At 37.7% G+C, this 20,876-nt stretch carries 20 protein-coding genes; 14 read left to right on the top strand and 6 right to left on the bottom strand.

Translation table 11 applies throughout. The features are described from left to right. The 5 genes from carB to AC5SLP_RS00440 all read left to right on the top strand — a co-directional run bounded on the left by carB (nt 1) and on the right by AC5SLP_RS00440 (nt 6,499). Nucleotides 1–3,258 carry a carbamoyl-phosphate synthase large subunit gene (gene carB / locus AC5SLP_RS00420; protein WP_495253162.1) on the top strand — a complete coding sequence of 1,086 codons (3,258 nt, stop codon included), beginning with the start codon at nt 1–3 and terminating at the stop codon, nt 3,256–3,258. After that, nucleotides 3,218–3,703, top strand: coding sequence for a Sua5 YciO YrdC YwlC family protein (locus AC5SLP_RS00425; protein WP_495253163.1), 486 nt, complete (start codon nt 3,218–3,220; stop codon nt 3,701–3,703). Before carB ends, AC5SLP_RS00425 begins: the two co-directional genes overlap by 41 nt. Further along, nucleotides 3,703–4,326, top strand: coding sequence for a hypothetical protein (locus AC5SLP_RS00430; protein ID WP_495253164.1), 624 nt, complete (start codon nt 3,703–3,705; stop codon nt 4,324–4,326). Before AC5SLP_RS00425 ends, AC5SLP_RS00430 begins: the two co-directional genes overlap by 1 nt. Nucleotides 4,327–4,537: 211 nt before the next feature. Continuing rightward, on the top strand, nt 4,538–5,089 hold the full coding sequence (locus tag AC5SLP_RS00435; protein ID WP_495253165.1) for a lipid-binding SYLF domain-containing protein: 552 nt from the start codon (nt 4,538–4,540) through the stop codon (nt 5,087–5,089). A 207-nt stretch (nt 5,090–5,296) separates the two neighbouring features. Further along, nucleotides 5,297–6,499, top strand: a complete 1,203-nt coding sequence (locus tag AC5SLP_RS00440) for an IS256 family transposase (RefSeq protein ID WP_495253166.1) — start codon at nt 5,297–5,299, stop codon at nt 6,497–6,499. 82 nt (nt 6,500–6,581) lie between these two features. Here the strand turns inward: AC5SLP_RS00440 and AC5SLP_RS00445 are convergent, their stop codons facing one another. Genes AC5SLP_RS00445 through surE form a run of 5 tightly spaced genes read right to left on the bottom strand, consistent with a single transcriptional unit; the run spans nt 6,582 to nt 11,231 of the window. Beyond that, nucleotides 6,582–8,369 (bottom strand): DUF4365 domain-containing protein, encoded by a 1,788-nt coding sequence (locus AC5SLP_RS00445; RefSeq protein ID WP_495253167.1) that lies wholly within the window; start codon nt 8,367–8,369, stop codon nt 6,582–6,584. A gap of 33 nt (nt 8,370–8,402) precedes the next feature. Next, nucleotides 8,403–8,912, bottom strand: coding sequence for a DUF8051 family protein (locus AC5SLP_RS00450; RefSeq protein ID WP_495253860.1), 510 nt, complete (start codon nt 8,910–8,912; stop codon nt 8,403–8,405). A gap of 58 nt (nt 8,913–8,970) precedes the next feature. Further along, entirely contained in the window at nt 8,971–9,771 is an 801-nt protein-coding gene (locus tag AC5SLP_RS00455) for a hypothetical protein (RefSeq protein ID WP_495253168.1), read from the bottom strand. Between the two features lie 34 nt (nt 9,772–9,805). Beyond that, nucleotides 9,806–10,450 (bottom strand): tRNA threonylcarbamoyladenosine dehydratase, encoded by a 645-nt coding sequence (locus AC5SLP_RS00460; protein ID WP_495253169.1) that lies wholly within the window; start codon nt 10,448–10,450, stop codon nt 9,806–9,808. After that, a complete protein-coding gene (gene surE, locus AC5SLP_RS00465; RefSeq protein WP_495253170.1) occupies nt 10,443–11,231 on the bottom strand; it encodes a 5'/3'-nucleotidase SurE in 789 nt (262 codons plus the stop codon). Before surE ends, AC5SLP_RS00460 begins: the two co-directional genes overlap by 8 nt. Before the next feature lie 118 nt (nt 11,232–11,349). Here surE and lpxB point away from each other — a divergent pair, with 118 nt between their 5' ends. From lpxB to AC5SLP_RS00500, 7 genes are read left to right on the top strand one after another with little or no spacing between them, the layout of a single operon-like run. Next, nucleotides 11,350–12,381 (top strand): lipid-A-disaccharide synthase, encoded by a 1,032-nt coding sequence (gene lpxB / locus AC5SLP_RS00470; RefSeq protein WP_495253171.1) that lies wholly within the window; start codon nt 11,350–11,352, stop codon nt 12,379–12,381. Nucleotides 12,382–12,405: 24 nt separating this feature from the next. Continuing rightward, nucleotides 12,406–12,900, top strand: coding sequence for a transcription elongation factor GreA (gene greA / locus AC5SLP_RS00475; protein WP_495253172.1), 495 nt, complete (start codon nt 12,406–12,408; stop codon nt 12,898–12,900). A 3-nt stretch (nt 12,901–12,903) separates the two neighbouring features. Then, on the top strand, nt 12,904–13,917 hold the full coding sequence (gene argC / locus AC5SLP_RS00480) for an N-acetyl-gamma-glutamyl-phosphate reductase (RefSeq protein WP_495253173.1): 1,014 nt from the start codon (nt 12,904–12,906) through the stop codon (nt 13,915–13,917). Then, entirely contained in the window at nt 13,907–14,647 is a 741-nt protein-coding gene (locus AC5SLP_RS00485; RefSeq protein ID WP_495253174.1) for a UDP-2,3-diacylglucosamine diphosphatase, read from the top strand. The genes argC and AC5SLP_RS00485 overlap by 11 nt, the downstream gene beginning before the upstream one ends. A 9-nt stretch (nt 14,648–14,656) precedes the next feature. Further along, complete coding sequence (locus AC5SLP_RS00490) at nt 14,657–15,607, top strand: chemotaxis protein (protein ID WP_495253175.1); 951 nt, start codon at nt 14,657–14,659, stop codon at nt 15,605–15,607. A 10-nt stretch (nt 15,608–15,617) separates the two neighbouring features. Then, entirely contained in the window at nt 15,618–17,963 is a 2,346-nt protein-coding gene (locus AC5SLP_RS00495) for a hybrid sensor histidine kinase/response regulator (protein ID WP_495253176.1), read from the top strand. Nucleotides 17,964–17,975: 12 nt separating this feature from the next. Further along, a complete protein-coding gene (locus AC5SLP_RS00500; protein ID WP_495253177.1) occupies nt 17,976–18,470 on the top strand; it encodes a chemotaxis protein CheW in 495 nt (164 codons plus the stop codon). A gap of 48 nt (nt 18,471–18,518) precedes the next feature. On the opposite strand, the gene AC5SLP_RS00505 is transcribed toward AC5SLP_RS00500, so the two are convergent. Next, nucleotides 18,519–19,433 carry a methylenetetrahydrofolate reductase gene (locus AC5SLP_RS00505; RefSeq protein ID WP_495253178.1) on the bottom strand — a complete coding sequence of 305 codons (915 nt, stop codon included), beginning with the start codon at nt 19,431–19,433 and terminating at the stop codon, nt 18,519–18,521. Between the two features lie 173 nt (nt 19,434–19,606). Here AC5SLP_RS00505 and AC5SLP_RS00510 point away from each other — a divergent pair, with 173 nt between their 5' ends. Continuing rightward, complete coding sequence (locus AC5SLP_RS00510) at nt 19,607–20,077, top strand: bacteriohemerythrin (RefSeq protein WP_495253179.1); 471 nt, start codon at nt 19,607–19,609, stop codon at nt 20,075–20,077. Nucleotides 20,078–20,249: 172 nt separating this feature from the next. Continuing rightward, complete coding sequence (gene serB, locus AC5SLP_RS00515) at nt 20,250–20,870, top strand: phosphoserine phosphatase SerB (RefSeq protein ID WP_495253180.1); 621 nt, start codon at nt 20,250–20,252, stop codon at nt 20,868–20,870. Nucleotides 20,871–20,876: the final 6 nt, after the last annotated feature.

Genomic DNA, 20,876 nt, shown 5'->3' on the forward strand with positions numbered 1-20,876 from the left:
ATGCCAAAACGTCAAGATATTAAAACCATATTACTCATTGGATCAGGTCCTATTGTAATCGGACAGGCATGTGAATTTGACTATTCTGGAACGCAAGCTGCTAAAACACTGAAAGAACTAGGATACAGAGTTGTTCTTGTAAACTCAAATCCAGCAACGATTATGACAGACCCTGAATTTGCAGATCGCACCTATATTGAACCTATTACTGAAGAAGTGATCGCACGCATTATTGAAAAAGAAAATGTTGATGCCGTTTTACCCACGATGGGAGGACAAACAGCGCTAAATGTTGCCATGCGAATGCATGAGCAAGGACTACTTAAAGGTATTAAATTTTTAGGCGCAAATCCAGAAGCCATTAAAAAAGGCGAAGACAGACAAGCCTTTAAAGAGGCAATGATTAAAATCGGTATGGATTTACCTGTCAGCGCATATGCTTACAATTTAGAAGAAGCTTTTATTGCGGCAGAAAAAATCGGTTTTCCTCTAATTATCCGTGCTTCTTATACACTAGCAGGTGGGGGTAGCGGTGTTGCTTATAATATTGATGAATTCAAAGAACTCGCTTCAGCAGGCTTAGATGCAAGCCCAATCAATGAAATTTTGATTGAAGAATCTCTGCTAGGTTGGAAAGAGTATGAGATGGAAGTTATTCGTGATAGTGCAGATAACTGTATCATCGTTTGTTCCATCGAAAATTTTGATCCTATGGGTGTTCATACGGGAGATAGTATCACAATAGCGCCTGCATTAACTTTGACAGATAAAGAGTATCAACGTATGCGTAACGCTTCGTTTGCGATTTTACGTGAAATTGGTGTCGATACAGGCGGAAGTAACGTCCAGTTTTCTATCTGTCCGCAAACAGGAAGAATGACCGTTATTGAGATGAATCCGCGTGTTAGCCGAAGTTCAGCTCTTGCTTCAAAAGCAACAGGATACCCTATCGCTAAAGTTGCGACACTTTTGGCGGTTGGCTTTACACTAGATGAAATTAAAAACGATATTACGGGAACGGCGGCAAGTTTTGAGCCTGTTATTGATTATATTGTGACGAAAATTCCAAGGTTTACGTTTGAAAAATTTCCAATTGCTGATTCAACACTAACAACATCGATGAAAAGTGTGGGTGAAGTGATGGCAATCGGACGTACATTTAAAGAGTCATTCCAAAAAGCGCTTTGTTCATTGGAAACCAATTTAAGTGGTTTTGAGTCACTCAAAGTAGACGATGATAAGCTTAAAAATGAAATTAGAAGACCCAACTGCGATAGAGCATTGTACCTTGCAGAAGCATTTAGACGAGGTTATGGCGTTGAAGATGTGTACAATCTCAGTAAGATTGATCCATGGTTTTTAAATCAAATCAAAGAGATTGTGGATTTTGAAAAAAAGATTGATATGTTTATACTCAATGATGAAAAACTTCTCCGTCAAGCAAAAACGTATGGTTTTTCTGACAAGATGATTGCAAAACTTATCAATAAAGAAGATAACTTAGAATTAACAACGAATGATATCTATTTTGCACGCAATAAACTTGGCATTGACTTTGAATATAATGAAGTCGATACGTGTGCGGCAGAATTTAAAGCCTTAACACCGTATCTTTACTCAACAACCAATATTAACAAGATGCCTTTAGTAGCGCAAGAAGTTGATAACAAGAAAAAAGTGATGATTATCGGTGGTGGTCCAAATCGTATCGGTCAAGGTATTGAGTTTGATTACTGCTGTGTACATGCGGCTTATGCACTTAACGATATGGGTGTTAAAACCATTATGTATAACTGTAACCCTGAAACCGTTTCGACGGACTATGACACGAGCGATATTCTCTATTTTGAACCGATTGATTTTGAACACGTTAGAAGTGTGGTTGAAAAAGAGAACCCAGATGGCATTATCGTTCATTTTGGCGGACAAACACCGTTAAAACTTGCTAAACGTTTAACTGTGATTGGTGCAAAAATTATTGGTACCACAGCACGTGTTATCGATATGGCAGAAGATAGAGAAAAGTTTTCAAAATTTATTACAGAAAACAACATTAAACAGCCTAACAACGCAACCGCGACAAGCGAAGAAGAAGCGATAGAAAGAGCAAAAGAAATTGGCTATCCTGTTTTAGTGCGCCCAAGCTATGTTCTAGGTGGACGTGCAATGCGTATTGTTTATAATGAGAGTGAATTAAGAACGTATATGAACGAAGCGGTAAGCGTCAGTCACAATTCTCCTGTTCTTATCGACCAATTCTTAGACCGAGCTATCGAAGTAGATGTCGATGCAATTTGTGACGGTAAAGACGTTTACATCGGTGGCATTATGCAACACATTGAAGAAGCGGGTATTCATAGTGGGGATAGCGCATGTTCTTTACCTTCTATCAGCCTAAGTGATGCGATTATCGCTAAAATTGAAAAACAGACACAACAAATTGCACTTAATTTAGGTGTTGTAGGACTTATGAATATCCAATACGCGATTTATCAAGACGATGTGTATATGATTGAGGTCAATCCACGTGCAAGTCGTACGGTTCCATTTGTCAGTAAAGCGACAGGTGTACCAATGGCAAAAGTAGCCACACGCGTGATGTTCCAGGGCAATCTAAGAGAAGCGCTTAAATTCTATGATAAATTCAATATGGTCACGGAAGTCAATGGGTTATTAAAACCTAAAAAGTTGAACCATGTTGCCGTAAAAGAAGCGGTATTTCCATTCAATAAACTCCAAGGAGCTGATCTCATTTTAGGACCTGAAATGAAATCAACGGGTGAAGTTATGGGTATCAGTAAAAACTTCCCAGCATCGTTTGCAAAAAGTCAAATTGCATCGGCCAATATTTTGCCAAAAAGTGGTGCCGTATTTATTTCTTTGGTTGATATTGATAAAAGTTATGCCAAAGAGATAGGTACGAAATTTGAAGCACTTGGTTTTAAAGTGGTTGCAACAGGCGGAACGCACAAAGCCTTACGTGATGCGGGTGTTGATGCTGAATTTGTATATAAAATCTCTGAAGGCAGACCAAATATCGAAGATAAACTTAAAAATGGAGACATTTCTCTGGTAATTAATACCAGCGATGCAAAATCAAGTAAAGACGACGCCAAGAAAATTCGCCAAGCGGTTCTTCGTTTTAAAATTCCATACTTTACAACTGTTGCAGCCGCCGCCGCAGCAACCACAGCGATAGAGTACATTCAAGATAAAAGTGCGCTTGAGCCTCGCGCCTTACAAGATTATCTTAACTAAAACCATGAACCCCGACCTTGTTTATTTAGCACAAACAGAAACAACGGCGGGGTTTCTCTCCCAAAATGCAGAAGCCCTCGTAAAAACAAAAAATCGCCCTAGTAGCAAATCATTTTTAATGAGCGTTGATTCTCTCAAAACGTTGCAGACATTTACACGTGTTCCTAAAGCCCATAAATCATTGATTCGGAGAGCCAAAAAAACCACATTTGTTTACCCATGCGGTTTAGCCATGCGCGTGATTCAAGACAAAGAGCATTTGCAGTTTTTACAAAAACTTAAATGGAGTTACTCCACTTCGTCCAATCCTAGCGGAAAAGGTTTTGATAGGGCTTTCGCTGTCGAAAAAGCCGATGTCATTGTTTTTACATGTAAAGGTTTTTTTGAATCCAAGCCCTCTTCCATTTTAAAACTTGGTAAACAAAAAATGAGGAAATTACGCTAATGAATCTACACAAACTTAAAAATGCGGAAGACTATTTTTTTGAACTTTACCCTGATGGATTTGAAGACGTAGCGCTTTTGCCCATCATCAAACGTCACAATACTGCCAAAATCGGCGAGCAAGTGCGTGAGATGTTTGCCAAAGAGAATTTCTCACAGCCTGAGCTTATCTGTGAAAACTTTGCCAAAATCGTCTCAAAATCAACTCTTATCTCTCTTTTTGAAAAACCAAAAGTGCGCGATATGATAAAAGAGATGCGTATGGAGCGAAGAGATATGTTTAGTATTGGTCTGTACGAAATGCTGTATGGCAACCAAAAAGAGGGTTTTGATATCGTGGTCGAGATACTTTCTTATTATACATTGGCAAAATGGTCACTTGTAACACTCATTCCTTATTATTTTTACAGAGACAAAGAGTTTTTCGTTAAACCTATGACCACAAAAAACGTTATTGCTTTTTTTGAGATAGAGGGTTTAGTGTATAAACCACGCCCTAGTTATGAATTTTACGTGCAGTACACCAACGTCCTCAAAGAGATGAAAAAAAAAGTTAGCAAGAAGATAAGTCCTCATGATAACGCAGGATTTACGGGTTTCTTAATGATAGCGATGGAAGAATAACTACGTTTCAAATAAAGCTTTCTTTTTACATGTAAAAATCTTTGAAGTGACTCCTTGCAATTTTAAAAGAGAAAATTTTACACAACCCGCTTATTATCTGCATACCTCCTGATTGCTTTACTAACAAAATGATAGATTCAAACACCTATTTGAGCAAATATGCTATACAATGACGGTGAAGATGTAAAGAGAAAATAAAAAAGGAGCAAAGATGAAAGTAGTGAAAATTTTACTGTGTCTGTTTCTGTGTGTTTCTTTATCGTATGCGGAGTCTGCCTCTGAGAAACGAAAATCTATCAACACGGATAGTCAAGAGACGCTTAGCCTGCTTTATAAAGCGTATCCAAGCTCAAAAAATGGCATTAAACAAGCGTATGGTTACGCAACATTTAGTAATATAGGGGTCAATCTTATTTTCCTTTCCGCCGAAGGTGGAAGTGGCGTTGCTGTGAATAATAAAACAGGCAAAAAAACCTACATGAAGATGGCATCAGGTGGCGTAGGTATCGGTTTAGGTGTTAAAGATTTTCGAGCCATTTTTGTTTTTGAGAATAAAGAGGTTATGGATTCTTTTGTCAACAGTGGTTGGGAAGCCAACGCCCAAGCCGACGCTGCCGCGAAATCCGATAAAAAAGGCGGTGCATTTGAAGGAGCCGTGACCGTTCAACCAGGCCTTAGACTCTACAAGCTCACAAAAAATGGGTTAGCACTTCAAGCAACCATACAAGGCACAAAATACTGGAAAGATGATGATTTGAATTAAAAGATTTAAGTCTATTCCCTTTTAATCAAAAAGTAAAGGCTATATCAATCGTTTATGTTTCATCTATTGTTGTTTAAACCAAGCATATAACTTCGCTTGGTTTAGGCGACAAATCCTTTTGATGATATGGGAATTATTGGGCCCTTGAGGGAGCGTTAGAAAATCTGTGTCAATCAGGTAGTATTTCACATACACAAGGATTGAACAATGGAATTTCAGATAGATACAGAGGCAATATTACAACATATTCGTGAGGGTAAAGCCCTTGGCGGAAAAGATGGAGCACTTGCTCCACTTATCAAACAACTCACAGAAGCAGCGCTCCAAGCAGAGATAGAATCACATCTCACACAAGATTTAGCAAAAAACCGTAAAAATGGTACTAGTTCTAAAACAATGAAGAGTGAAGTAGGCAGTTTTGAGCTAGATGTTCCACGAGATCGAGCAGGCACATTTGAGCCCCAAATCGTAAAGAAAAATCAGACCCATATGTCCGATCAGATTGAGCAAAAGATACTCTCACTGTATGCTCTTGGAAACAGTTATAGTCAAATAGCAGACCATATTGAAGAGATATACGGTGTAGGCTTCTCTAAAGCCACTATAAGCGCTGTAACTGATAAAATCCTCCCCATGTTACAGGAGTGGCGCGTTCGTCCCTTGGAAGAACTCTATCCCTTTATATTCTTGGATGCTATTCACTATAAAGTCAAAGATGAAGGTAAATATATCTCTAAAGCCTTTTATACCGTCCTTGGTGTTAAAACCGATGGCAAAAAAGAAGTATTAGGGCTTTATTTGGGTGAAAGTGAAGGAGCAAAGTTCTGGTTACAAGTGCTCACCGATCTGCAAAATCGTGGCGTTAAAGATATACTGATTGCCTCAGTCGATGGACTTAAAGGATTCCCTGAAGCCATTACTTCCGTTTTTCCCGACACAGAGGTACAACTCTGCATTGTCCATCAAATACGCAATTCCCTCAGATTTATAGGTTCTTCCAATCAAAAGCAATTTGCCAGTGAACTCAAATCTGTTTATCAAGCATTTTCCAAAGAAGAGGCTGAAAATGAACTGGATAAACTGGAAGAAAAATGGGGTAAAAAGTATCCTATTGTGTTTCAATCTTGGCGTAATAAATGCGATAATCTCTCACTGTACTTTCAGTATCCTGAAGATATTAGACGGGTTATTTATACCACTAATATCATTGAATCGGTACATCGCCAGTTTAGAACATTGACAAAGACCAAAGGTGCTTTTCCTAATGATGATAGTTTACTCAAACTTCTTTTTATGGGTATTAAAAATGCAGAGAAAAAATGGACAATGCCTATACGAAACTGGAGTCTAACCCTCTCACAACTCTCGATTTATTTCGAGGGCAGACTCAATCACGCTTTAAATTTATGATACAATTTTAGGAGCTACTGGATGCTGACACAGAATTTTGAACACTCCCGCCCTTGATGATGACTATAAAAGAATGAGAAAACTATTTTGTGTGCTTTTCAAATTCAATTTGTCCTGCAATATGCAAAATATTAAAAGAATTTTTAAATGCTGAATCACTATATGTTTGAGTTGGCAATATATCATCAAATACTTTTAGGATTTCAATTTCTTTTTCCAAATAAGCATCTTTAGAAGATTTTTCTAAATTAGGTATAAAACCTATTAGCAATTCATAAATAGAGTTTCTAAATGTATCATCTCTTAAAATCAACTCTATTTGAAAATTATGTTTATATTTTTTGATTTTTAATTTAATCTCCTCGGCTTTGTCTTGTGAAATTTCTTGAAACCTTGAAATGTATATTTCTCTTTGATTTTGCATTAATGGGAATCCCCAAATGTAGCTATCTGTATTGACTGGAGGCATTGTATAGTTTGATTCACTATATGGTTTTAATAGTTCTTTTAATAATGCTGGCGTTTTACCTTTATATTTATTCCCTGGTAAAGCTTGCATCATATTATTTTTTTCTAAAATGTTCTTCACATTGCCATTTTCATAACTTTCCCAATCTCTAGCTTGCGTGTATATACCTATGGTTGGATCAAACATAGCCATCGCTATAGCTACTAAGCATTTTTCATTTGTATTTTCAAGTATTTGGATTTGTAATTCAAGAGTAGAAATTTTATTGTGCAATGTCTCAATATCTTCTTTTTTGCACTCCCATAAAAGATATTGACCTTTTATATTGTTCAAATGAATTTGATTAATATTTAAAATGGCAGGTGTAGTTTTATTAGTACAAAAAAATCTAATTGCTATATCTTTTTCAGGTTCTATACAATAAGATGAATCCCAACTCATAGAGCGCCTAGTGATTTGTCTCAAGAAATTGTTAGGAGACTCAAATGTATAATTAAAATCATCGACTATGTGATTATTTATTTTAGAAAATGAAAGCCAAGAAGTCAACTCGTTTTCCCAATTTGATTTGCGTGAAGATATTTTGATTGGACTAATAATAAAAGAAATCCATTCATTATTTTTGGTTGAGTAATCAAATAATAATAACTTCTGTTTTAATTTTTTAATAAATTCTTCCAACTCTACTTTAACTGTTGAAGATATTTTTAAAAAGGTATGAATACTTGAAGGATCAATCCGCTTTAATACCATCATCCAAGATGGTAAATTTTCAATTAAATTATAATTAAAATCAATCTGAAGGTTACTTTTGCTATGAATAAAATCATAGTAATCAAATGTTGGTATAACTTTATAATCTGGCATCAAAACAGGTACTACATTACATTCCATAGTTGATTCATCTACTCTTAGAAACTTACTATAAAAGTTTATTGTTTCATTTAAAATGCTATCTTTGGTTGTCGTATCAAAAATATTTTTTTTAGAGACATTAACCGTTGGAGTTTTGGCATTTAATTTTTTTGGATTTTGAAAGATTTGTTCAATAGGCATAGCCCAATAACATTTGTCTGTTTCTTCTTCATAGATTATCAAAAAAACCGGAAAATAACTAGTTTGCCATGCTCTCAAGTGAGTTGCTTCAATTGATATACTAAAATCCCCATTTTTTAATTTTCGTATATATTGGCTATCTTTACTTGAAGATTTTACTTGGCACCTAAAGTGATAGTTTGTTCGTATGTTATCAATAAAAATATTACAGTCAATATCTTCACCAAAATCACTTTTGATAATATCAGCAGTCCATTTAAATTTTTGTAAAATTAATTGTACCGTTGTCGCACCAATATCACCAAGACTTTGCGAATCAGTTTGTATAGGTAGTTTTTGATTCATGTTCTCTCTTAACTTTTATTACATATCTATTATTTATTCACCCATAGCCGCACGCGTAGCAAATAGTATGATTGCAAGCGAGACGATGGCAATTAATGCGATGAGCATCAAAACTTTGGCATTAAAGTGTAAAGAGTGATGTTGGCTCTCTACATCTAGTGAGCTCATACGTTTAGGTAAGAAGATTAAAGGAAGTGCCAGAAGGGTTCCTATAATCTCGATGGCCATTAAAAGAGTAGGCATTGGGCTTGGTGAGCGAGGAAAGATATGTGCCAAATCTAAGACATACACTAAAAAATAGGCTACGCCAATAATAATAGTGCTGTAATATGCCCATTTTTGTGAGTGGTAAACGAAGTATGCTACGGGTAAGCTAATCATGCCAAGGAGAGTCAAGAAGGTATTGAAAAGACCTAAAATAAATGGCGAAATATGTGAAAAATCGCGTGTCTCAATAGGCCCTCCAGGGATTAAAATAGACAATAAAATCATAGAAAGAACAAGAATTACAATAATCGTCGTTTGATATTTTTGATGATACATCACCATAATTCCTTTATTCTAAAGTTTTACATGTAAAACTAATAGCTTCTGTCTTTAGTTACTTTGTACTTTTATCTGTCAAAATATCAAGCGTAATCTTTGAGTTTTGCAATGCATCAATTTCAAATTCTGGGTGATAGAGCGTATTACACTCTTCATTGGATTTTAGCGTTTGCGCGTCACAGGGCTTATAACGATACGCTTCATCTTCAATATCCATCAAACAGAGAAAATGGGGACTTTTAGCATTTTTACTTCCAGAGGTGATGCACTTAAATTGCGTTGTGTCTGCAATGCGAAAATAGTATTTATTGGAGCGATAAGAGGAAGGAATGCTATACGTTTGGCTCCAAATTGGCAAGAGCGTGCCTGCATCATACTTATTGCCATTATAGATTGGGTGAGCCCAATTTCCCGTTTTTCCTTGAATGAAAGAGGGATAAGAACCTAAAATAGGAAAACGGTTGTAAGCATCTGGTATGGATGTTTTTTTGATATTTAAGTTTAATGACGTAAATTTAAAAGCACAAATATCATCTTTGGGTGGTGTGACATTAATATAAATTCTTTGAATATACGACTCTTTTTTAATGATAAACTTTTCTACTTTTGTGATAGGAACGGACATCGTGCCTTGCTTTTTGACACAGTGCTCATCTGTGCTTGTTGCAATATAGGTTAGGATAAATTCAGCAGATAATGCAGGGTCTTTTGTGCCTGAAAATGTATAGAGAACTTGATTTTTTGATAGGTCATCAGAAGCGTTGTCTGCATTGTCAAATGTTTTTTCTGTATTATGTTGTGCGCATCCACTTAGAAAAAGCAACAACGTGAATAAAACCACTTTTGTAAAATTCATCTCAAACCACCTTTTATCATAATCGTATAATGCATTAAAGTCTGTGTGTCAATGTGCGAATGGCAAGGGATGCAAGGGTAAAACCAAACGTTCCTGTGACGCACATCAAACTTCCTAAGTCTTTGCAGTTGGGTTCTTCATCTGAAAAAACAGTCAGAAAATCTTTGTTAAATCCGCTCTTTTTGAGTTCATAACGAAACTTTTTTGCTAAAGCATCGCCGTGAGTTTTCCATACGGAGCAGTAACGAACACGTGTTGGGTCGATTTTTTTAGCCCCGCCGCTTGAACTAATCAGTTTTTCACTGGCACAATGTGCAATGGCTACTTTGGATGGCATATCATCAATAGCATCAATGACTAAATCATAGGGTGTAAAATCAAACGTTTCAATCCACGCGGGCGTCACTTTTTGCTCAATAGGTGTCACCGTTGGATAAAGCGTTTTCATACGTTTTACTTTCACTTCTCCCACAGCTTCGCTACCTAACTGGCGGTTTTGATTGGTGATGTCATAACAGTCAAAATCAACGAGAGTAATGTCATTGACGCCTGAGCGAAAAAGCGCATCTAAACAGACACTGCCAACGCCACCAACACCAAAAAGCAAAACTTTGGCTTTTTGAAGTGTTTCAAAATCCTCACCTAAAATTTTTCTAACGCGTGAGTAGCGATCATCCATTTTGCATCCATTTATCTAAATTGTCTAGTTCTTCGTGGGCAGTCATGTCAAGTTTGATAGGCGTGATAGAAATATACCCCTCATCAATCGCGCTTAGGTCACAATCTGCTTTTGCGCCTTTTTTCCACTCTAGCGTATGTACGCCAAGCCAGTAGTACTCTTCACCCCGTGGGTTTCGATGTAAGTGTGCGTCATTTCCATACATGCGGTATCCTGCGCGCGTGATTTTATAGCCTTTACATTCATGAGGTTTTAAAGGCGGAATATTGACATTTAAAAAGCGGCGTTCTGCCAAAGGAAAAGAGCCTTCTAAAATTTTTTTAGCAAGCATATAAATTGTCTGCTCTGCTAAATCGTATCCGTGATTTTCAATATTTTGAGGGCTTCCAACATAAACCTGGGAAATGGCGATAGCAGGAACGCCATGCAAAGCTGCTTCCATAGCCGCACTAGCCGTACCGCTGTAGGTAATGTCTTCTCCGAGGTTTGAGCCTTTATTGATACCACTGACCACTAAGTCAGGTTTTGAATCTCCTTCGAAAAGAGCGTTAAGTGACAGATAGATACAATCAGTAGGCGTACCATCGTCAAGTTTGAAAAAATCATCTTCAAGGCAGATAAAGCGAAGCGGACGTGTTAATGTGAGAGAATGACCACAAGCAGATTTTTCCGTTGTTGGGGCGACAATGGTGACATGTCCTAGTGGACGAAGTGCGCGTGCGAGGGCGTGAAGGCCCGGACTTTCAAAGCCATCATCGTTGGTAATTAAAATGCGTTTCATAAGGTAACCTAATTTTTGAATAATTATAACGAAAGTGCCTTATATTTTTAAGAGATTTTTGTATAGACTTTTAGGATAAACTTTTAGTTTAGTTTGAACAATTTGAAAAGGTGCCGTTTTGAAATTATTAGTTTCTGCTCTAGAGCCATCCGCAAATTTACATTTAGAACCCATATTAAAGGCTTTAGAGAATTGTGAGTTGTTTGGAATTTTTGATGAACGTTTTGGAAAGCCTCTGATGCCAAGCCGTGCTTTTTCAATCATGGGCTTTTTAGATGCCATTCCTAAAATAAGCAGAGCGAAAAAAGCCATTAAAATCATGGCGCGAATGAGTTTTTTTGTCGATAAAGTGGTGTTGATTGATTCGCCAGCATTTAATCTTCCGCTTGCCAAAGCCATTAAAACGATTAATCCCAATGTGCAAATTATCTATTATATTTTGCCACAAGTCTGGGCATGGAAGCCAAAACGTGTTGCAAAGGTACAAAAGTATTGCGATGTTTTGGCGTCTATTTTACCGTTTGAGCAAAAATATTACTCCAAAGCAACCTATGTGGGGCATCCGCTTTTGGATGAAATACCGCAGTTTAAATTGCGCGCTGAGGAGACAGGGGTTGTCGCATTTTTACCAGGGAGTCGTAAAAGTGAGATTAAGGCGCTCTTGCCGATTTATCGAGAAGTTGCTTCTCATATTGAGGATAAAGTCAAACTGTTAGTGATTCCTCCTCATTTTAGTTATCGAGAAATTGTTGAAATATACGGTGATTTGGGAGAGTTTAAAATTTCCCGTAACGCATACGACGCTTTTTTACAGAGTGAGTTTGCGTTTGTTTGTTCAGGTACAGCAACACTAGAAGCCGCTTTGGTGGGTGTGCCTTTTGTATTAGCGTATAAAGCCAAAGCGTTTGATTATTGGCTTGCAAGCCATTTTGTGAAACTTAAGCATGTTGGACTGGCAAATATCTTGTTTGATTTTGAAAAAATGGAACCTTTACATGTAGAGTTGTTGCAAGAAGAGGTGTATGCCGATAATTTGCTCCAAGCCTATCATGCGGTAGACAAAGAAGCCTTTTTTAACCATGCAAAAACATTACGAAATATTTTAGGGCATGGCAGTCAAGAGGCAATGATAAGCATAATGAAGCTATAATAGTAGCCATACAAGGAGAGAAGAATGAATGAAAAAGAGCCAATGACCGAATACGGCTATAAAAAATTATTTAACGAATTGCAAGATTTAAAAAAACACCAACGTCCTGAAACCGTAATAGAACTCGATATCGCACGCAGCCATGGCGATTTGAAAGAAAATGCTGAATACCATGCGGCAAAAGAGCGTTTAGCCTTTATTGATGGGCGTATCGGCGAATTAAGTGATTTGGTGTCACGCGCACATGTTATTGATCCTAGCTCTTACGAACATGACAAAGTGCGTTTTGGCTCAACAATTATGCTTGAAAACTTAGAGACCAATGAAGAACTGACATACAGTATTGTCGGAAGTACGGAGAGTAATCCTGAACAAGGGCTTATCTCTTATCACACACCGTTGGCCAAACAGTTAATGGGTCACAGCGAAGGCGAAGAGGTTACGATTCAATTGCCTGCTGGAAAACAGACGTATGAGATTTTGGAGATCGCATACCGCGAGATTAAATTCGAGGAATAAGAGATGTCGAAAATAGATGTTGCTATTATTGGAGCGAGTGGTTATACCGGACTAGAACTGATCAAAATTTTAATGAACCATCCGCATTTTAATATTAATTATATCGCCACAACAGAAGGTGGTGTGACTTCAAGTGAATTGCATCCAAGCCTTTTGGGTGTTTTTGAACACGATGTTTCCAAAGCCGATGCCAAAGAAGTGGCAAAACGTGCTAAGCTTGCTTTTTTAGCATTGCCACACAAAGCGGCAATGGGTTTTGCAAAAGAGCTTTTGGATTTACATGTAAAAGTGGTGGACCTCTCAGCAGACTATCGTTTGGAGCTTGAAGCGTACGAAAAACACTATTGTGAACATGAAGATAAAGAGCATTTAAGTGAAGCCGTGTATGGTCTTCCTGAAATCAATCGTGAAAAAATCAAACAAGCACGCTTAATCGCCAATCCTGGATGTTATCCCACCGCTTCCATTTTGGGAATTTTGCCATTTTTAAGCTATCTTAAGAAGGATGCACCTATTTTTATTGATGCGAAAAGTGGCGTTTCTGGTGCTGGCAAAAAACCAACACAAACAGCACATTTTGTGACGATCAATGAAAATATTTTTGCCTACAATCCTCTCAAACATCGCCACGAACCTGAAATTGCAGAGAAATTGCGTTTGGTCAGCGGTCATCCTTTTGAGGTCAATTTTATACCTCATTTGTTGCCTGTTAGTCGTGGAATGTTAGTGAGTTCTTATTTACAGACCAATGAAGTGATTGATGCAAAAGCGGTTTTAAGTGCATTTTATAGTGAAGCACGTTTTGTCCGTTTACGTGAAAATCCTGTCGATATCAAGTCCACAGCCGGTACCAATTTTTGCGATATTTTTGTCACTCAAAAAGGCAAATCCATTTTTGTCTCTTCCAGTATCGACAACCTTTTGCGCGGTGCTTCTTCTCAAGCAGTCGTCAATGCCAATCTGATGTGTGGTTTCGATGAAGCCGCAGGTATTCCTATTATCGCGTATGTCCCCTAATTTGATTATTCAAGAAGGAGCGCTTTTTATTGCTGATGCTCATGACTCAGATGAGCGTTCTTTCTTCTTTGATTTCCTTTTACATGTAAAGCAAAATCCTCCACCCCAACTTTTTTTAATGGGCGACATGTTCGACCTTTTGGTTGGTGGTGTTACGCATGGGGTTCAACAATATCAATGCTACATTGACCTGATTGATGAAATAGGAAAAAGCTGTGAAATTTACTATTTTGAAGGCAATCATGATTTTGATCTCTCAAGACTTTTTCACTATGTAAAGGTGATTCCCATTGAGGCACAACCGCTTACATGTAAACTTCCCAGTGGTAAAACGTGTTTGTTGTTGCACGGTGATAAATATGGCATGACGCTTATGAACCGTGTTTATACAACAATGATTCGCAATCAAACGATTTTAAAACTACTCAATTCTATCGATGAAAAAATGCAGTCTTCAATCTCCAAAAAGATTCAAAGAGAGCAGAAAACTAAAAAATTGTGTAAGCGTATTGAAAATTTTACAACGCAAATACAACAGAAGCTTACTTTATACCCAAAAACAGATGTCATTGCCGAGGGGCATTACCATCAGAACGTCGATTTTATGGTATCTAACGTCCATTATGTAAATTTTCCTTCTTTTGCGTGCAATCAAAGCTATTTTAGTGTACAATCCTCACCAGAGACAGAATTTGCACAAAAGCAATTTAGGTCATGTCCAACTCAATAAGGGGCAGCAATGGCTAAAGAAAGTATTTTAAAAGTAGGCTCCAATGAAATGGAGCTAGTGGACTTCCGTATTTTTAAAAAGGAAGAGAAGGGTGTGTATGAGGGAATTTATGGCGTGAATGTCGCCAAAGTTCGCGAGATTATCAAAATCCCTAATCTAACAGAACTCCCAGGTGTACCTGAATACATCGAAGGTATTTTTGATCTTCGTGGTATTGTTATTCCCGTGGTAAATCTTGCTAAGTGGATGAATATTCAAGAACCTGATGATGGGTCTATCAAACCGCGTATCATCATTACTGAATTTAGTGACATTCTGATTGGTTTCGTTGTTCATGAGGCAAAACGTATCAGACGTATTAGCTGGAAAGACATCGAACCTGCATCGTTTGTGGCGGGTATGGGCTCACTTGATAAAAGTCAAATTACGGGTGTAACGCGTATTGAAAATGATGACGTGCTTCTTATCTTAGATTTAGAAAGCGTGGTTCAAGCGCTCGGAATTTATCAGCCTAAAATTGATTTAGAAGACAATGAAATTCACAAAGTCGAAGGAACAGCGCTGATTTTAGATGACAGTATGACCGCTCGAAAGCTCGTAAGCGATGCACTTAAGAAAATGGGTATGCGTGTCATCGAGGCAAAAGACGGTGTTGAAGGATTAGAGCGTTTGAATGATCTTTATAATACATACCATGACCGCTTGACAGATGAACTTAAAATCATCATTAGCGATGTTGAAATGCCTCAAATGGACGGATTTCATTTTGCAGCCAATGTTAAAGAAGATCCTAGGTTTAAAAATATCCCTATCGTCTTTAACTCATCGATTAGTGATCACTTTAGTGAGATCAGAGGCAAAGAGGCGGGCGGTGAAGCCTATTTAACAAAATTTGATGCGTCGATTTTTTACAAAGAAGTTTCTAAAGTAATTAAAGCGCACGTGAAATCAGCACAATAGGGGTAGAACGATGGAAGATATTCAAGAAATTTTAGAAGATTTTTTGGTCGAAGCGTTCGAACTTATTGAACAACTTGATCAAAACTTAGTGGAGCTCGAAGGCAATCCCGATGATTTGGAATTGCTCAACAGTATCTTTAGGGTAGCGCATACGATTAAAGGGTCATCATCTTTTTTAAATTTTGATGTTTTGACACGCTTAACACATCATATGGAAGATGTCCTCAATAAAGCGCGCCATGGTGATTTGAAGCTGACACCGGATGTTATGGATGTTGTTCTAGAGTCGATTGATTTGATGAAAAGCTTACTTCATGCAATTCGTGATAATGGAAATGATACGTCTGTTGGCATTGATATCACAGATATCTGTCGTCGTTTAGACATCATTTCAAACGGCGAAGAGGCTGAAAGTGCAGAGCCAGCTGTTGAAGAATCTAGCACACCAAGTGAAATTGCTGTAGAAGACAATACCGATTATTCAAAACTCAGCGATCAAGAAGTTGAAGCTGAAATCGAACGTTTGCTCAAAATCCGTAAAGAAGAAGACCGTAAACGTAAAGAGAGTACAGGTAAAGCTCAACCAGCTATTGCAGCAACACCTTCTCCTGTCGCAACACCTTCTTTTGAGGGCTTGAGTGAGAGCGATGATAGTGATGAAGCACCTGTTGAAAAGCCAGCTGCCAGAAGAAGTGGAGCGGATAACACAAATGCTCCGGCAAAAAAAGAAGCAGCAAGCTCTATGGAACAAACCATTCGTGTTGAGGTTAAACGACTTGACCATTTAATGAATTTAATTGGTGAGTTGGTTCTTGGTAAAAATAGACTTTTAAAAATTTACGATGATGTTGAAGAACGCTATGAAGGTGAAAAATTCCTTGAAGAGCTCAATCAAGTCGTATCGTCTATCTCATTGGTAACAACCGATTTACAAATTGCGGTTATGAAAACCAGAATGTTGCCAATTGCAAAAGTCTTTAATAAATTCCCAAGAATGGTTAGAGATCTTTCACGTGAACTTGGTAAACAAATCGAACTTGAAATTTCAGGTGAAGAGACTGAACTTGACAAATCGATTGTCGAAGAGATTGGCGACCCGTTAGTTCATATTATTCGTAATTCATGTGACCATGGTATCGAAGATGGTGCAACAAGACGTGCCAAAGGTAAGCCTGAAGGTGGGCTTATCCAACTCAAAGCGTACAACGAAGGCAATCACATTGTTATTGAAATTACCGATGATGGTAAGGGACTTGATCCTGATTTGCTTCGTTCTAAAGCAATTGAAAAAGGTATGATTAGTGAGCGTGAAGCTGATGGCATGAGTGATAAAGAAGCTTTCGCACTTATCTTTAGACCTTCCTTATCCACAGCAAAAGTAGTCACGAACGTATCAGGTCGTGGTGTTGGAATGGACGTGGTTAAAACCAATATTGAAAAACTCAACGGTATTATCGATGTCGATAGTGAAGTCGGTCAGGGTACAGTAATTAAACTCAAAATCCCTCTAACGTTAGCAATTATTCAAGCGTTACTTGTTGGTGCGCAAGAAGAGTATTATGCGATTCCTTTGGCCTCTGTTTTAGAGACTGTACGTATTCCTCTGGATGAGATTTATACGATTGAAGGTAAAAATGTTTTACGATTAAGAGATGAAGTACTCTCTTTAGTCCGTCTTTCTGATATTTTTGGCGTTAAGCAAGTGTATGAAGGTGGCGAACATACGTACGTTGTCGTTATCGGTCTTGCTGAATCAAAACTGGGCGTTGTGGTGGATACGCTGGTCGGTCAAGAAGAGATTGTTATTAAATCACTGGGTGATTATCTCCAAGGTATCGAAGGCATTGCAGGTGCAACGATTAGAGGCGATGGTCGTGTCACACTCATCGTGGATGTTGCAGCACTCATGAATCTGGCTAAAGGCATTACCGTTGATATTAGAGCGAGCGCTGAGACGACTGTGAAAACAAAAACAGTTCCAAGTGATTATGTGGTACTGGTTGTGGACGATAGCGCGATGGATAGAAATATCATGAAAAAATCAATGGAGCCTATCGGTCTTACAGCGATTGAAGCAAGCAATGGACAAGAAGCCCTTAATATGCTTAAATCTGCTGAATACAGCATTGATGCCGTTTTAATTGATATTGAGATGCCTAGAATGGATGGTTATACGCTTGCTAGTGAAATTCGTAAATATTCAAAATATAAGAATTTACCATTGATTGCCGTAACGTCTCGTACCTCAAAATCGGACAGATTACGCGGTGTTGAGTCTGGTATGAGCGAATATATCACGAAACCATACTCTCCTGAATACCTTGAGAGTGTTGTACGAAAAAATATAAAACTATAAGTGGGGCGGACGATGAACGATAAACTCAATCAAATTATCCAAAAGCAACAAAAACAGGTCGAAGAGCCTCAGAAAAAAGAGGATGATGTTGTCCAACTTGTAGGATTTATTATCGGACAAGAAGAGTATGCAGTGCCCATTTTGAGTATTCAAGAGATCATTAAACCGATTGAATATACAAGGGTTCCAAGTGTTCCTGATTATATTCTTGGTGTGTTTAACTTAAGAGGGAGTGTCATCCCCTTAATTGATCTTAGACGCAAATTTAAGATGGACCCTTCAAAAGTAACGGAAGATACACGTTATATTGTGATGAAAGGCAAAGATAATACGGCAGGATTTGTGATTGATCGTTTGACAGAAGCCATTCGAATTAAAAGTAGCCGTATTGGACCACCGCCTGAAACAATTCATGCAGAAAAAGGTTTGGTCTATGGAATTGGTATGCGTGAAGAGAATATTCTAACGATTTTAAAAGTTGAAGCACTGCTCAAAAGAGATTTCTAAAGGATGTGTGAAGAGCCAAATGTTTGTTTGGCTCTTTTACATGTAATCTTAAGAATTGAGTAAATCAGCAACTAACTCAAAGTTGTTTGCACTCATAATATGCATTTTAGGATGAATTTTCTGAATCGTTTTAAACGCATCTAACGATAGTTCAAAACCGACTTTTTTCTCCTCTTCTTCATTGATTTTTTTTGCATTGGAAAGCTTTTCCATCCATATTTCTGGTACATGAACGCCAGGAACGTGCGCTGCTAAAAATTGCGCGGTACGTAAGCGAACAATCGGGAAAAATCCCAAAATCAGTTGCGTTTGTTGCTCTTTCTTATCGGCAACATTTTTTGCCTCTTCAAAAATTTCTAAAAGCATTGAAGCATTTTCAAGGCTATAGACCGGTTGCGTGATAAGACCAATCGCTCCATGTGAAATTTTAGTTGCCATTTTTTTCATAAGGTGCTTAGGGGTATTGGCATGCGCATTACAGACGGCAAAAGGGTAAATAGGCTTTGGTTGTGTTTTAAAAGGTTTTCCTGAATAGTCAATTCCTGCATTAAAGCACTTGATAATATCCAAAAGAAGTGTGCTGTTACCTTCAAAAACACCTTTTAACAAGGGTTGGTCACTGGCACTAGCAGGGTCTCCTGTCAGGCATAAAATAGTTCTTAACTCATGTTCATTTGCACCCAATAAGTCTGATTGAAGTGCAACTTTATTGCGATCACGCATACTCATGGTAGTAATAACAGGCTTTGAAAATCTATTTTGCAATTTAAGTGCGCCAAAAAGCGCATTGTATTTGAGTCGTGCAAGAGGATTGTCAGTTGTACTAAAGGCATCGACTTTTTTATCCAGTTGAAAATGGGCAATCTTCTCAATAATGGGCTCAAAGGTTGGTTCATGCATAGGCGTTGTTTCTAAGCTCAAAAAGGCCTCATGCCGAAGTTTCTCTATCACGTGTTCAATCATAAGCGTATCCATCGTAAATTTAACTTTTGATTATTATAACGAATTGATAATGAAAACGACTTAATCATGGTAAATGAAAAAATTAGGTTTATGAGTTTTATGAAAAATAGCGTTTCCTGTGGTATAGTTTTCGCCATTTATATTACTATTTAGAATCGCCTTAAGGAACTGCTATGGCATATTGGGTGTGGGATCCTGTATTTTCAGTTGGTATTGCTGTGATCGATAATCAACACAAACAATTAATCGAGTATATCAATGAGTTAAACAGCGCATTGCGTTATAACGATACGCAAAAAGTTGAAAAAGTTCTCTCCTCTCTTATTGATTACACCCTTTCACACTTTAGTTTTGAAGAAAATTTGATGGAACAAGCGGGTTATGCCATGTTTGAATCTCATAAAAAAGTGCATGAAGCTTTTATCAAACGGATAGATTTTTTTAAAGAGAGACTTTTTAACGGTGAAAATATCACACGTCAGTTGATGACGGAGTTGCAAGTGTGGTTGCTCAATCACATTCAACATGATGATAAAGATTATAAACAAAGCGTGATTGCAATGCTCGAAAAAAGAGAGATTGTCGCTGCTAAAAATACGGCACAAGAGGGATGGCTAAAAGGCTTAGTCGATACATTTTTTTAAAGACGCACTTTTACATGTAATGTGATTTATCTCTTCCGTTTAGAACAAACTTCAAAATGATTGCACGTATTAAGTACCTTTTGAGTCTTTTCCTATCATTTCCAAGCCAATTTTTTTGACTAAGCAAGTTAGTGTTATAATAAGAACATGAATAGAACAAGGAGTTATGTGGATGAAATTGTGTGTTTTTGACTTTGATTCAACACTCATGGATGGTGAAACAATCGACTTTTTAGCAAAAGAACATGGGGTTGTTAAAGAAGTATCAGCGATTACTGAAGCCGCAATGCGAGGTGAGCTTGATTTTTTTGAGAGCTTAAGCACTCGTGTAGGACTCTTAAAAGGAATGAACGCTAGAAAAGCAGAAGCTATTTGTGCTAATTTGCCGTTAATGAATGGAGCAAAAGAGGCCATTGCTGGGTTAAAAGCAAAAGGATATACGGTGGTTGTTTTTAGTGGAGGATTTCGCATAGCAACCACGCCTGCTAAAGAAATTTTAGGCTTTGATGCCGATTTCGCCAACGTATTGCATGCCCGTGATGGTCATTTAAGTGGTCTGGTGGGCGGTGATATGATGTTTGGATTTTCCAAGGGCGATATGTTAAAACGAATACAAAATCTTTTACATGTAAGCTATGAAGATACCATTGCCGTGGGAGATGGAGCGAATGACATCTCTATGTTTGAATGTGCCGCTAAAAAAGTGGCGTTTTGCGCAAAACCGATTCTAAAAAATGCGGCCAATATTGTTATTGACGAGAAAGATATGCGCAATCTCCTCCAATTTATTTAAAAGAGT

The organism is Sulfurospirillum sp. E15m, from assembly GCF_059415145.1.

Excerpts from the sequence above, each read along its gene's own strand:
- AC5SLP_RS00450 (WP_495253860.1), bottom strand. The coding sequence starts at position 8,912 with ATGTATCATCAAAAATATCAAACGACGATTATTGTAATTCTTGTTCTT.
- AC5SLP_RS00510 (WP_495253179.1), top strand. The coding sequence starts at position 19,607 with ATGGCATATTGGGTGTGGGATCCTGTATTTTCAGTTGGTATTGCTGTG.
- surE (WP_495253170.1), bottom strand. The coding sequence starts at position 11,231 with ATGAAACGCATTTTAATTACCAACGATGATGGCTTTGAAAGTCCGGGC.
- AC5SLP_RS00490 (WP_495253175.1), top strand. The coding sequence starts at position 14,657 with ATGGCTAAAGAAAGTATTTTAAAAGTAGGCTCCAATGAAATGGAGCTA.
- AC5SLP_RS00440 (WP_495253166.1), top strand. The coding sequence starts at position 5,297 with ATGGAATTTCAGATAGATACAGAGGCAATATTACAACATATTCGTGAG.
- greA (WP_495253172.1), top strand. The coding sequence starts at position 12,406 with ATGAATGAAAAAGAGCCAATGACCGAATACGGCTATAAAAAATTATTT.
- argC (WP_495253173.1), top strand. The coding sequence starts at position 12,904 with ATGTCGAAAATAGATGTTGCTATTATTGGAGCGAGTGGTTATACCGGA.
- AC5SLP_RS00455 (WP_495253168.1), bottom strand. The coding sequence starts at position 9,771 with ATGAATTTTACAAAAGTGGTTTTATTCACGTTGTTGCTTTTTCTAAGT.
- AC5SLP_RS00500 (WP_495253177.1), top strand. The coding sequence starts at position 17,976 with ATGAACGATAAACTCAATCAAATTATCCAAAAGCAACAAAAACAGGTC.
- AC5SLP_RS00485 (WP_495253174.1), top strand. The coding sequence starts at position 13,907 with ATGTCCCCTAATTTGATTATTCAAGAAGGAGCGCTTTTTATTGCTGAT.
- AC5SLP_RS00435 (WP_495253165.1), top strand. The coding sequence starts at position 4,538 with ATGAAAGTAGTGAAAATTTTACTGTGTCTGTTTCTGTGTGTTTCTTTA.
- carB (WP_495253162.1), top strand. The coding sequence starts at position 1 with ATGCCAAAACGTCAAGATATTAAAACCATATTACTCATTGGATCAGGT.
- AC5SLP_RS00445 (WP_495253167.1), bottom strand. The coding sequence starts at position 8,369 with ATGAATCAAAAACTACCTATACAAACTGATTCGCAAAGTCTTGGTGAT.
- serB (WP_495253180.1), top strand. The coding sequence starts at position 20,250 with ATGAAATTGTGTGTTTTTGACTTTGATTCAACACTCATGGATGGTGAA.
- AC5SLP_RS00495 (WP_495253176.1), top strand. The coding sequence starts at position 15,618 with ATGGAAGATATTCAAGAAATTTTAGAAGATTTTTTGGTCGAAGCGTTC.
- AC5SLP_RS00430 (WP_495253164.1), top strand. The coding sequence starts at position 3,703 with ATGAATCTACACAAACTTAAAAATGCGGAAGACTATTTTTTTGAACTT.
- AC5SLP_RS00505 (WP_495253178.1), bottom strand. The coding sequence starts at position 19,433 with ATGATTGAACACGTGATAGAGAAACTTCGGCATGAGGCCTTTTTGAGC.
- AC5SLP_RS00460 (WP_495253169.1), bottom strand. The coding sequence starts at position 10,450 with ATGGATGATCGCTACTCACGCGTTAGAAAAATTTTAGGTGAGGATTTT.